11 protein-coding genes and 1 pseudogene are annotated in these 12,474 nt (G+C 42.2%); 4 read left to right on the top strand and 8 right to left on the bottom strand.

The genetic code is table 11. The annotated features are described in order from the left end of the window. Positions 1–343: 343 nt before the first annotated feature. The 4 genes and pseudogenes from GKZ87_01410 (at position 344) to GKZ87_01395 (ending at position 3,987) form a co-directional block, all read left to right on the top strand. Positions 344–1,038: pseudogene (locus GKZ87_01410) on the top strand (VanZ family protein). 52 nt (positions 1,039–1,090) lie between these two features. Then, a complete protein-coding gene (locus GKZ87_01405) occupies positions 1,091–2,200 on the top strand; it encodes a diguanylate cyclase (GenBank protein QSI24252.1) in 1,110 nt (369 codons plus the stop codon). Between the two features lie 218 nt (positions 2,201–2,418). Then, positions 2,419–3,030, top strand: a complete 612-nt coding sequence (locus GKZ87_01400; protein ID QSI24251.1) for a hypothetical protein — start codon at positions 2,419–2,421, stop codon at positions 3,028–3,030. 42 nt (positions 3,031–3,072) lie between these two features. Then, positions 3,073–3,987 (top strand): family 43 glycosylhydrolase, encoded by a 915-nt coding sequence (locus GKZ87_01395; GenBank protein QSI24250.1) that lies wholly within the window; start codon positions 3,073–3,075, stop codon positions 3,985–3,987. 160 nt (positions 3,988–4,147) lie between these two features. Here the strand turns inward: GKZ87_01395 and GKZ87_01390 are convergent, their stop codons facing one another. The 8 genes from GKZ87_01390 to fba all read right to left on the bottom strand — a co-directional run bounded on the left by GKZ87_01390 (position 4,148) and on the right by fba (position 12,381). Continuing rightward, positions 4,148–5,107 carry an alpha-ketoacid dehydrogenase subunit beta gene (locus GKZ87_01390; GenBank protein QSI24249.1) on the bottom strand — a complete coding sequence of 320 codons (960 nt, stop codon included), beginning with the start codon at positions 5,105–5,107 and terminating at the stop codon, positions 4,148–4,150. 1 nt (position 5,108) lies between these two features. Beyond that, the gene (locus GKZ87_01385; GenBank protein ID QSI24248.1) at positions 5,109–6,023 is read right to left on the bottom strand and encodes a transketolase; all 915 of its coding nucleotides are present in this window, start codon (positions 6,021–6,023) and stop codon (positions 5,109–5,111) included. A gap of 113 nt (positions 6,024–6,136) precedes the next feature. Then, a complete protein-coding gene (locus tag GKZ87_01380; protein QSI24247.1) occupies positions 6,137–6,415 on the bottom strand; it encodes a PTS ascorbate transporter subunit IIB in 279 nt (92 codons plus the stop codon). A 25-nt stretch (positions 6,416–6,440) separates the two neighbouring features. After that, entirely contained in the window at positions 6,441–7,865 is a 1,425-nt protein-coding gene (locus tag GKZ87_01375) for a PTS ascorbate transporter subunit IIC (GenBank protein ID QSI24246.1), read from the bottom strand. 32 nt (positions 7,866–7,897) lie between these two features. Beyond that, a complete protein-coding gene (locus tag GKZ87_01370) occupies positions 7,898–8,356 on the bottom strand; it encodes a PTS sugar transporter subunit IIA (protein QSI24245.1) in 459 nt (152 codons plus the stop codon). Between the two features lie 120 nt (positions 8,357–8,476). Continuing rightward, entirely contained in the window at positions 8,477–10,510 is a 2,034-nt protein-coding gene (locus tag GKZ87_01365; protein ID QSI24244.1) for a PRD domain-containing protein, read from the bottom strand. A gap of 27 nt (positions 10,511–10,537) precedes the next feature. Further along, the gene (locus tag GKZ87_01360; protein ID QSI24243.1) at positions 10,538–11,209 is read right to left on the bottom strand and encodes a hypothetical protein; all 672 of its coding nucleotides are present in this window, start codon (positions 11,207–11,209) and stop codon (positions 10,538–10,540) included. 302 nt (positions 11,210–11,511) lie between these two features. After that, positions 11,512–12,381 carry a class II fructose-1,6-bisphosphate aldolase gene (gene fba / locus GKZ87_01355; GenBank protein QSI24242.1) on the bottom strand — a complete coding sequence of 290 codons (870 nt, stop codon included), beginning with the start codon at positions 12,379–12,381 and terminating at the stop codon, positions 11,512–11,514. Positions 12,382–12,474: the final 93 nt, after the last annotated feature.

The following is a 12,474-nucleotide window of genomic DNA, read 5'->3' as shown; positions in this document are numbered from 1 at the left end:
GGATATTATACTACAGAATCCACATTTGTATATGGTATTTCCTTTCTTAAGAAAAAGTTAAATATTGGCGTTTTCCGTACATTATCCAGTGTTGCATGCATATCGTTTACTGCGGTATGTCCGTTACAGTATATGGCAACCGTATTGTTTTTAGTAGAAAATGGCCTGAAGTTTTTAATCTGCTTCATCACCAACAGGGAATATGCAGTCGCAGGTATTATGGAAGCAGTTCCTTGAATTAGCTGGAATAATCTTCTGCAATCCTAAGAAAATATTAAGGGTTAGCCTCTTGTGTAAAAAGGCAATCTCCTTTATCATATATACACATGAAGGGAGTTTTGGTATGTTATTCAAATATAAGAAAGAGCTGTCCTATATCAGTCTTGGCATTTGTACCTGTGCAATGCTTCTCTATATTTATCTCACCATAGAAAACTTTCTGAATTTTTCAGGGATCGTGCTGTTTTCTGTAATTATATGTGCATCGCTCATCATCTCCGTGCTCCTTCAAAATCGTACTTGTAATCATGAGAAGCAGACAAGAAATTTGCGTCTGATGTGGTCTGTCCTGTTCTTATTTTATATATTTCAAATGATCTATATGCTGTTCTTTGCCAGTGAGTTCGCAAGAGATTATGTCGATCTGCGCTCCAGTCGTATGCGAATGCTTTGCGTATGCAGTGGGAATATGGTACGAATCTTAAACCGTTCGCTACAATCCGTCAAATGATGCTGATTTTTGAAATCCCCGGTATCAGTAATCAGATTGCCATCATGAATCTTTTTGGAAATTTTATTGCATTCATGCCATTTCCTTTCTTCCTGCTGCTTCTCACCAAGTGGGCAAAATGTCCGCTGAGGCTACTATTTTCTATGGCAGTGCTGATTGTGATGGTAGAGGTCACTCAGTTTTTCACATTGAGTGGTACGATGGATATCGATGATTTTATCCTAAACTTCGCAGGTGTCCTGCTTTCCTACACTCTCATCCGGTTTACACCTCTTTACAGATATTTACAGTATCTCATACAAAAATAACTTCTTTTCATCCCCTGATTGCTGTATTATATATATAGGAAAAGGTGATTGGATGGAGTTTTTTTTACAAATGGGTGTCGTTGCGGAAATCATTGCTATGAATATGTATATTGCGGATCGACATTCCCGAAGACGCTATGCACTCTGGAAAATTTTGCTTATCATCCTCTTATTTACATGTGTGATGATGGCCTTTTTTTACATGCTGCTGCGACAGCTTCCAAGCTACGGCAACGGAAACGGACTGTTCACACTGGCTGGATTTTTATATTTGCTGCCTCTGCATTATCTGTATGAGGACAGCATGAAGCATAATATATTTGTAATCTGCTTTGCATGGACGTATACGCTGCTTGTATTTACAATTTCAGTACAGACAGGCTACCTTCTGGAGCCTTATATGAGCCGGTTTACAGCTACCTTTTTGATACAGTCACTGCTGTTTTCCATAACAGCTTTTCCTGTTCTGCGGTTTATGAAGGATACCTATATGATTCTTTTGGATTGTGCAGATATGCATATACAGTCATATTTATATAAAGCGACATATCTGTGGTTCATCACGATATTATGCATAAATGTTGCTTTTATTTTCCCCGGGATTGCATTGCTTCAAATCCTGACGTTTATCGTTATCGCCTGTAACCTTTTGTTTAGCTTTCGTCTGATCAGAGAGGTTCTGTTGAATGGACAGGTTATTGGGAATTTGAAAACGATTGCCTCTATAGATACGTTGACCGGATTAAAAAACAGGGCAGCCCTGTACCGTGATTATGAAGAATTTTATGCCAGGCTAGACAGGTTTCATGTATTGTTTCTGGACTTAGATCATTTTAAGCAGATCAACGACAGCTATGGACATGCTAATGGAGATCAATATCTGTGTACCTTTTCCGGATTGCTGAGAGAGATATGCAATAAGCATGATGCGCAGGCGTACCGTATTTCTGGTGATGAGTTTATCATCCTGTCAAAAAAGGAATCTCCTTCCGATATTTTAAAGAAGCTGACCTCCCTAACGTTTCGTTTTGGGGCAATCAGCTTTCTCGGTGTCAGCTATGGCAGTGCATCCTATCCTCAGGATATGGGGAATCTTGATAAGCTGATTAGCATCGCAGATCAACGAATGTATGAGAGTAAGAATAGAAAAAAGGCAGTCTGACAGACTGTTTATAGGCTTCTTATAAAAGGATGAAAGCTACAGATTAGCTTACAAGCCAAATGGCATGGTCTAAGCTGCCTAAAGCAAATAAGAATCGAAAAGAAAAGCGTGTTTATATTACAGACAGTATGGTTTCTAGACAGAAACGACAGACGCGGGTACAATCATAGGATGCCCTTTGTTTGCTTCTCATAGCTGGTTAATTTTCATACTGTCCTATGGAAAAGGAGGTTATCATGATAGAGGCTAAGGACAAAAGAGTAAGAAGAACAAAAAAACTGCTGTATCATGAGCTGGCTATTCTGATGAAGGAAAAGAGTATCGATGAAATAACGGTAACAGAGCTAACAAAGCAATGCCACATGAACAGAAGTACATTTTATCTTCATTACAGCGATATCCATGAGATGGTAAGAAAAGCAGAAGATAGCATTATTGGAAGAATGGAGGTTATTTTCAACCGGGAAGACTATCAAACAATCCTGTCCGATCCACTTCCACTGTTCATTTCTGCGCTTGAGCTTGTACAGGAGCATGCAGATATTATGTGCGCATTGCTTGGTTCGAATGGAGATATGGGTTTTTACAGGCGTTTGAAACAGCAGATATATGCGAGATGCCTTGAAAGCTGGCTGCTCACTTACCATCCGCATGAAACTGAAAAATACTGGGCATGCTATTCCTTTATGATTGGAGGCTGTGTTTCCATGGCCATCAGCTGGATCAGTGAGGATTTACTTTCAGATACTCCCAAGGAATTAGCTGAGAAAATGATTACCTATTGCCGTGCAATTATACGCAGCAGCGATATCAAGCTATCTGATTCTTAAATTAGCTATTCCATAAGATATAATAAACAGGTGAGGAAATATATGAAAAATAAAACACTTTGGACAGATACAAACGGTTCTGCCATTCAGGCACATGGCGGTATGATACTGCAGCACGAAGGCATGTATTACTGGTATGGAGAAAATAAAGATACGGAAACGATTAACAGACATGTGGATTTCATTGGAATTTCCTGTTATTCATCGTCTGATTTAGAGCACTGGGACAATGAAGGCATCGTTCTTGCGCCAATGTCACAGGATCCCGGGCATATGCTGCATACCACAAAGATATGTGAGCGGCCAAGAGTTTTGTACAATAAGCACACAAAACAATTCATAATGTACACGCACGCAGATACAAGTGATTATTTTTATGCCGGTGTCAATGTGGCTGTTTCATCATCCCCAACGGGGCCGTTTCAATATTTGAAAAGCTTTCAGCCAAACCGGCAGGACAGCAGAGACATGACATTGTTTCAGGATTCGGAAGGAAGTGCCTGGCTGATTCACAGTGCAAATTATAATAAAACTATCAATTTTTCCAGATTGGATAATGATTATCTGAATGTTACAGGATCGTACTTCAGTATATTTCAGGATCAGGAGCGCGAAGCTCCATGCATTATGCATTACCGGAACTGCTATTATATGGTTACCTCCGGATGCACAGGCTGGGAACCTAATCCTTCCCTGTATGGTATCAGCACACATTTGATTGGGCCATGGAAGCTGATTGATAATCCATGTACCGGCCCATCCTATCGTACAACCTTTGACGGTCAGGGAACCTGCATCTTTTTTGTAAATGATCAACCTTATATACTGCTTGATCACTGGCATCCGGATGATCTGAGAAGCTCCACCTACAGTATACTTCCCATTCATATAACGGCTGATGGTGCGATGGAAATTGAGTGGCAGGAGGAATTTAACAGCCCGCTTTTGGTTGTATAAGCAGACCTACTGTGTACAGATTCGGGTAGTTAATCTCTCTGCAAACAGCAGAACAAAGACTTCCTTATTATAAAATACCTGTACAGTAAAATTCACGACTTTATATGAAAAAGAGCATAGAAATGAAAATATGCTCTTTTCGTTATATATTACGATTTCCTTATTTTAAGACACCCTGTACTGTTTCATACAAATCATCCGCAGTCAAATGGAATTCCTTCTGTAAGAACTCCGGTGTTCCTACCTGTCCAAACCGTTCACAGACACCATGTCTTTTGAACTTCACGCAGATATTATGTTCTGCCAGAACCTCTGCAACAGCACTACCCAGTCCACCGATAACGGAATGATTTTCAAAGGATACAACCGCCTTTTTACCGGCAGCCTCTCTGATAATCAATTCCTCATCCAGCGGCTTGATACAAAACATATCGATAACCTCTGCAGAAATTCCTTCCTGTTCCAGTCTCTCTGCACAATCCAGCGCATCACTCACCAGCTGACCTGCGGAAATAATGAGAACATCGCTTCCTTCTCTGACGATGTTTCCTTTTCCCATTTCAAAGGTAGAGCCTTTTTCATATACATTACGCACATCCTTACGGTTGGCACGGAAATAATGAACGCCTTCCATCTTGGCGAATTCCCTTATGATCCAGTCAAGCTGCACTTCATCCGCTGCATCACATACAACAGCCTGGGGAATTGCACGCATTAAGGCAACATCCTCCCACGTTGTATGCGTACCACCGTTTGGCCCTGCGGCAAACCCAGGATCAGAGCCGTAAATATTCATTGTATTTCCTGCATAAGCACCGGACAGGAACACCTGATCATAGATTCTTCTGGATGCGAATGGCCCAAACGTATGTAAATACGGCTTGAAGCCTGTTACGGATAAGCCCGCTGCTACTCCGGTCATATTCGCTTCAGAAATACCGCACTGAATGAAACGATCCGGATTGCTCTTTTGAATTTTTGTAAACCCACTGGCACCGCCAAGATCAGCCTCCATAGCGACAACTAAATCATCACTTTTCATCATATCCTGCAACGTTTCCACGACTACCATACGCAGCTCTTTGCCTTTTTTGCTGCGATCCTTGCTAAGAGTAAACATCCTACTGTCCCTCCTTTTCAATAAACTGTTTTAATTCCTGAATTGCCTTATGCGTTTCACTGATAACCTCATCGTTGTTAAACTTAACAGAGTGATTGGAAACCATCTTTTCAAAATAAGGAACACCCTGTCCTTTGATTGTATCCAATACGATGCAGACTGCCTGATCCTCTACTGCTTTTGCACGATCAATAGCTGCATCAATCGCTTCGATGTCATCTCCCTTAACAACCTGAACATCAAAGCCAAATGCCTTCATTTTATCTGGAATACTGAACGGATTCATGACATCCTTTGTAAAGCCGTCAAGCTGACGCTTATTATCATCAATCACTACGATGCAGTTATTCAGCTTATAATTTGCCACGTACTGGAATGCTTCCCAGCATTGTCCTTCATTCAGCTCTCCATCACCGACGATCATATATACATAGCGATTGGAGCCTTTCATTTTTAAACCTGTCGCAATACCGGCAGCAGCACTTGTTCCCTGCCCCAAAGAACCGGTAGTCATATCTACCCCGGGTGTTTTTAACCGATCTGGATGACTTGGCAGCCGTGTACCGCCGTCATTTAAGGTCATCAGCCATTCTTTATCAAAGAACCCCTTCTCTGCCAACGCACAGTACCAGGCAGGCCCGGCATGTCCTTTGGATAAAACAACCATGTCACGGTCTTCCATCTGTGGCTGCTTCGGATCTACATGAAGCTGTTTGCCATACAATACACTCATCAGTTCAACGATGGAAAGGGAACCTCCCAGATGTCCATAGCCTCTGTGTTCCAGCATTTCCAGTATATCTATTCTTAATTGTGCAGCGAATACCTGCAGCTCGTTCAGTTGTGATGTTTCCAATGATACTACCTCCTTTTTACTATCAGCAGAAGTGTTACTGCTTTCTTTCAGATTACACAATCATATAAAGCTGTGTAGATTCCGGCATTTTCTATGCCTCTTTCTGCTGTTTTCCGTTAAAAATTTGTAAAGAAAAAGAAGGATGGAAGAAACAGCCTTCTTTTTCTGTTTTCTTAAAGACCGAATGCTTCTTTCAGCTTAGTTTCGATTTCATTCATGTCCATAAGCTGATTTAAGATGATCTTGTTTTTATAGTTTGTCATCTGAGGAGCAAGGTCAGCTCCTACCACAAACAGATCAGCACTGTTTTCAGTGATTTCACCAAGTGCAGTGTGCTCTACTCTGACACCGGATACTCCCAGCTTTTTCAGAGCCTTCTCGACGTTCATGCTGACGATCATGCTGCTTCCAAGACCCTGTCCGCAGCAACACATAATGCTTCTGATTTCCATAAGTTAATTTCCTTCTTCCCAAAGCTTATTCAGCTTTTTTTGCTTTCTTAGGTGCAACATAATTGTACACGATAGGAATCAGGAATACAACCACACAGACACCTAACAGGCCAGCACCCTGGATAAACTGTGCGATATTACCGAAGACGATTCCCATCCATGAGAAGTCTGCATCGGAGAATGTAGTATTAGCAAAGTTCAATGCTCCCATAACCGGCATACAGATTGCAGGCAGGAAGGTAATCAGTAATCCGTGCATGAAGCTTCCGAATACACAACCCTTTAAACCACCCTCAGCATTTGCGAATACACCAGCAGTTGCTCCACAGAAGAAGTGAGGAATAACACCAGGCAGAATCAGCGCAACGCTCATGATGTTTGCATCGATGAAGCCAAGTACAAACAGACCTACGATACCTCCAAGGAAGGATACCAGGAAGCCAATCAGTACAGCGTTTGGTGCATATGGGAATACAACCGGACAGTCAATAGCAGGTACAGCACCTGGAACCAGCTTTTCAGCGATACCACGGAATGCAGGAACGATTTCACCAACGATCAGACGAACACCGCTCAGGATGATGTAAACACCACCGGCGAAGCTCAGACCGCTTGTAATTGCCCATACAGCCCAGTGTGTCTTTGTTTCAGCCCCAACGTTCAACAGACCAGCCAGGTTTGGATATGTTTTAACAATTTCAGCAGCATCAGCGCTCAGAATACCTTTTCCAACTGCAACTGCAGTTACGATCAGGAAGAATACAACCATTGTAAGACCAATAGCGACTGTTGTATCACGCAGGAATGTCAGACGCTGTGGGAAGTTAACCTCTTCAGTTGATTTCCCTTTTCCTTTGAACAGCTTCCCACACTGTGCAGCAAACCAGTAACCGGCACCACCGAAGTGTCCGAAACCAAGCTCATCCGTCTTTGTAATCTTACGCATTGTCGGCTGACAATATGCAGGAGACAGTGCCATGATGAAGCCAAGCAGCAAGCCGCCGCCCAGCCACAGCTGGAAGCCTTCAAGACCACCAACGTTAAGAATAACGGCAAGCATACATGCCATGTAAAGAGTGTGATGACCTGTTAAGAAAATGTAATGCATTCTTGAGAAACGAGCCATTACGATATTGAAGATCATACCCAGACACATAATATATGCAGTATCTGTAGCAAAATCCTTCAAAGCCAGAGAAACGATTGCCTCGTTGTTTGGAACAACTCCCTGCATACTGAATGCATAGTTGAACAAATCACCGAAAGCGTTCAATGAACCTGTCTGCAGGAAGCTTGATCCGGCAGTTAATACGAGGAAGCCGACGATTGTTTTTACGGTTCCCTTGATAATATCTTCGATTGGCTTACGCTGAAGCGCAAGACCCAGCAAAGACATCAGACCTACAAGAATTGCAGGTGTGGACAGTATGTTGATAATAAAGTCTAACATATGTGTAAATCCTCCCTTTCAATTAGTTAACGCTATTTTTCACATGCATTGGAAATAAACAGGTCGAATATTTCCTTAGGGCATGTTGCGTCCAGAATTTTCTGAACCTTCTTCTCATCGGAGAAGATGTTGGATACAGCCTGAATCCCTTCCATATGGGACTCGCTGTCTTTGGCAACCAGAGTTACCAGTACACGGACATCATATCCGTCCGGCTTGAATTTCACCGGTTCCTTCAGCACGGTCACAGCCATCTGCGTGTCATTGACACCGGATTGATTGCTGGCGTGAATCAGTGCCAGGTTTTCACAGAGTACATAGTATGGCCCAAGCTTCTCTGTGATTTCGTAGATGGCATCTTCATATGCCGTTGTGCAGTAATTCTGCTCAATCAGTGGTTCACAAGCAATGTGAACAGCTTCTTTCCAGTCCTGTACCCGATCTCTCAGGTAACAGTTTTTTTCCTGTAACAGTTTTTCCATAGATGTCATAACCCTACCTCTTTACGTTTTCATTATCTTTTTTTTTGATTAGAAATACAAGACCAATTCTTTTCCCGTTTTTGTGCAAAATGTTAGATATTGTGCAATTTGTAATCGCTTAATCGTGAATTAGCCCTCGTTTTCCTGTGTATGTGAGCGGATATAGCCCTGAATATCCTCACTGCTGTCCAGTGCGGTAAGCTGCTCAATACTCTTCTTTTTCGAGAATATATTGAGTACATCATTCAGGATACGGATATGCTTTGTCTGATCCTCCGCACATAACACGATGATGATACGGGCCTGCTTTCCATTCAGAAAGGTGACCGGATGTTTAAAGGTGCACAAAGCCACATCCAGCTGCTTTACACCTTTTTCGATTGCGGCATGTGCGAGAACAAGACCATCTGCCAGAAACATCATCAGTCCCCGGTTCTTCTGATCCGCGACAATCGCCTCAACATATTCTTGCGTAATGGAATCTTCCATAAGCAGCGGTTTACAGGACAAGCGCAGTGCTTCCTCCCAGTCGCATGCATCTCTGCAAATCTGAATATGGGACGGCTTGAGATAATAGACCAGATTCTGTCCAAAATTACGGTGCGGTACCGTACGAATCTGAATACTGGAATAGTAGTCCTGCAAATCCTTCTCAAACTCATTCAGTTTAGAAGACGGGATATAGCTGGTTGCCAGACGTACAATCTCCTGAATCTGCAGATTTGCCTGCGGTTCCGTATACATGCAGTTACGTAAAATCGTAACCCTGTCCTGATCGGTCAGAATCGGATGCACGACAATGAGCTTCTTTTCCTTTGGCAATACAACCGTGGAAATCACTACATCAAAATCATGGTCTTCCTCATACTGACTCAATGGCAGATTCACGATTTCCGTCGCCTGCGGAACCAGAGAAGCCACCTCATTGCGCAGCATATTTCCTGTACCAATGCCATTTGGACAGATAATGAGAATACGAAGATTGCGCTTCTGTGTCTGATTGGTCGTCAGAAATGCCCCAAAATGCAGGGTGATATAGGCAACCTCGGCATCAGAAATCAGACAGCCCAGCTTCTTCTCCAGATACTCACAGGATTTCTTCGTAATTTCATAAAGCTCCTCATATTCTGTTTTTATACTGTTCAGCATCGGATTTCCCAGCTGAATACCATAGCGGTAACGATACAATGAGGTCTTCAAATGTGCATTAATCGCATCCACCAGCTCCTCCTCCTGATCGAAGAAAATACAGGTCAGACGTTCAAATTCATGCACCAGATTTTTGGATATCTCATATGTTTCATCCTGCTCCTTCATGACATTGACAGGTATCGTCTGAAGGCGGGAGCCAAGCAGATGCAGTGTCACATAGATTTTCTCCCCGTTTTCCAGATCCGGGAAATATTGTGAAACAAGCTGATACTCCCTTGTTTCCACAATCTCCTCCTCATCCATATCCGAGAATGTCAGCTCATCGCTTCGTTTATCAATGGTTGACATAAAAACAGCCAGTGTGGGAAGCACTCCGCTCACATACTCTGCGTGCAGCTCACTTTCGATTTTTTTGAGCTTAACCAGTATCTCACGAATGCGCTGCTCATTTTCCGCTAGCACAACCTGGCGGTCGTAATATTCCCACAGAGATGGAAACAGCATAAAGAAAATAGCACGCTTTTTAATGGTATCCCCGGCAATGCGATACCCGCTTTTGATATCATACGTCAGCTCAAGATTGTAATTTTCCAGGAAGCGAATAACATTTTTAAGGTCATTGATCACCGTATTTCGGCTGACCTGGCATACCTCCATGAAATTCTCGATATACAGGGGATGAGAACGGATAATAATTGCACATATCTCGATCCGGCTTCGTTCCTCCGGCGTAAATACATGATAATTATCACTTCCCTGGTCGCTTAATGCCTCCTGTATCCTTCGGGACTGATCACTGCTGACAAAAATACCCTTACCGCGTTCCTGTACAAGCGGATCAATGTCCTGATCCTCCAGCCATTCATTGATTTTTGTAATGTCATAATAAACACTTCGTCTTGAAATCTGCATTTCATCCGCAAGATCCTGTATTTTCAGATATCCTCCGGCATACATCAGCCTCTTTAAAATTTCCTGACAGCGTTTGTCAAGATTCCATAGTATATTCATGCAATTCCTCCCGCGTCTTAAACGAAATCATGCTTTGTTTAACAGCTGCTTTACTTTTTTATGATATGGCGTACCTTTTAGATTCCCTCGGGCTTTGTTCAGATACAGCTCCATCTGTCGGCGGTTTTTCATATAGGAATACTGCAGGCCAAGCAAATATTGTAAAATACCGATTTGTACCTGCTGATCCTGTTTCTGATCCTTTTTGATTTTCTCTGTCTCTTTTTTTTCAAGAAGTGCCTCCACCTCCGCAATATCCTCACTTTTTTTCTCTATCATAATACGATACAGCATTTGATTGTATGCCAGCTCTTCCTCTCCTGCACTCTTTTCTATGTGCGTAAGCAGCTGTTTACATACCTCGTTATTTTCCCTATCCAGAAAATAGAAGAAGGTTTGACTGGCAATCTGATAGGCCTGTGCATCACTCAGCTTACCATCAAGCAGCCTTCTGGTCTGCTCTTCAATTTTACGATTATTTCCCTGTGCCAGATAGACACGAAGCGTATTCCAGTCACGGTCAAATTCTTTGAAGAACAACTGAAAGGCCTTACTGTTCAACATGGATAAAACCTTGTCATATTGTCCGCGATGCAGCTGCTTCAGCACTCTGTTCCATAACAGACTGCGAATAATAAAGGGAACGGCAACCGCTATCATGATGACAGTCAGTAAGACGAGAAGCATAAATTTGTTCATACAATCACTCCCATGGTATCAGAAACAGTTGTTTCTTATTATAAAATAACAAGCATGTCCTTTAAAATCAAATCCAATTCTTTTCACATCTTTTGACACAATCTGTACAAAAATATCCGCATTGTTTTTATAGTTTAGTTAAATACTGTCATATTCCTATAAAATCCACTGTTATGCATATAATGAAAGAAAAAAGGAGCATGCATTGAATAGCATACCCCAATTCATAATTTCATATCATACATGGAACAATTATGATATCTGTTTGAAAAACGGCAGAATATCTGCCGTCCTATGTTTCATTATTCAGCTTTACCGTAAGAACCGAATTCCTTCATCATGGATGTAACCTTATCTTTGATTGCATCGCATCCAGGCTTCAGCAGCTTACGAGGATCATATCCTTTACCTTCCAGGTCTTTTCCAGCTTCTACATATTTACGTGTAGCATCTGCGAATACCAGCTGCAGCTCAGTATTAACGTTGATTTTGGAAACACCTAAAGAGATAGCCTTAGCAATCTGATCAGCAGGGATTCCGGATCCACCATGCAGTACCAGCGGTTTTCCGTTTGTAACGTCCTGAATTTCTCCCAGACGCTCAAAGTTCAGGCCAGCCCAGTCAGCAGGGTATTTACCGTGGATGTTACCAATTCCGGCAGCCAGGAAGTCTACTCCCAGCTCAGCGATTGTCTTACATTCCTGAGGATCAGCAAGCTCACCCATGGATGCAACACCATCTTCTTCACCACCGATTCCACCAACTTCACATTCGATGGATAATCCTTTTGAATGAGCAAGCTCAATCATTTCTTTGGATTTTGCCAGGTTTTCTTCGAATGCATAGTGAGAACCGTCAAACATTACAGATGTAAAGCCTGCTTCGATACAAGCCTTTGCGCCTTCATAGCTACCGTGATCCAGGTGCAGAGCAACCGGAACTGTGATTCCCAGGCTGTCGTGAACTTCTTTAACCATAGCTACTACAGTTTTGAATCCACACATGTATTTTGCAGCACCTTCAGATACTCCCAGCATAACTGGAGATTTTGCTTCTTCTGCTGCCAGTAAAATCATCTTTGTCCATTCAAGGTTGTTAATGTTGAAAGCACCAACTGCGTAATGACCTTCATGTGCTTTATTCAGCATTTCTGTTGCGGATACTAATGCCATAATCAAATTCCTCCTTTTAGTCTCTTAACACTATTATTCTACTGCATTTTTCCCCTTTTGAAAAGGTTTAGAACACATATTTTCAAAAAAGGG

The organism is Erysipelotrichaceae bacterium 66202529 (assembly GCA_017161075.1).
In the GTDB taxonomy this organism is placed as follows: domain Bacteria; phylum Bacillota_I; class Bacilli_A; order Erysipelotrichales; family Erysipelotrichaceae; genus Clostridium_AQ.
Note: the sequence above shows the minus strand (reverse complement) of the source record. Positions and strands in the feature narration are given on the sequence as shown.

What these genes read in the sequence shown, in the direction of transcription:
- GKZ87_01405 (QSI24252.1), top strand. Translation starts at nt 1,091, where the DNA reads ATGGAGTTTTTTTTACAAATGGGTGTCGTTGCGGAAATCATTGCTATG.
- GKZ87_01400 (QSI24251.1), top strand. Translation starts at nt 2,419, where the DNA reads ATGGAAAAGGAGGTTATCATGATAGAGGCTAAGGACAAAAGAGTAAGA.
- GKZ87_01395 (QSI24250.1), top strand. Translation starts at nt 3,073, where the DNA reads ATGAAAAATAAAACACTTTGGACAGATACAAACGGTTCTGCCATTCAG.
- GKZ87_01390 (QSI24249.1), bottom strand. Translation starts at nt 5,107, where the DNA reads ATGTTTACTCTTAGCAAGGATCGCAGCAAAAAAGGCAAAGAGCTGCGT.
- GKZ87_01380 (QSI24247.1), bottom strand. Translation starts at nt 6,415, where the DNA reads ATGGAAATCAGAAGCATTATGTGTTGCTGCGGACAGGGTCTTGGAAGC.
- GKZ87_01375 (QSI24246.1), bottom strand. Translation starts at nt 7,865, where the DNA reads ATGTTAGACTTTATTATCAACATACTGTCCACACCTGCAATTCTTGTA.
- GKZ87_01370 (QSI24245.1), bottom strand. Translation starts at nt 8,356, where the DNA reads ATGACATCTATGGAAAAACTGTTACAGGAAAAAAACTGTTACCTGAGA.
- GKZ87_01365 (QSI24244.1), bottom strand. Translation starts at nt 10,510, where the DNA reads ATGAATATACTATGGAATCTTGACAAACGCTGTCAGGAAATTTTAAAG.
- GKZ87_01360 (QSI24243.1), bottom strand. Translation starts at nt 11,209, where the DNA reads ATGAACAAATTTATGCTTCTCGTCTTACTGACTGTCATCATGATAGCG.
- fba (QSI24242.1), bottom strand. Translation starts at nt 12,381, where the DNA reads ATGGCATTAGTATCCGCAACAGAAATGCTGAATAAAGCACATGAAGGT.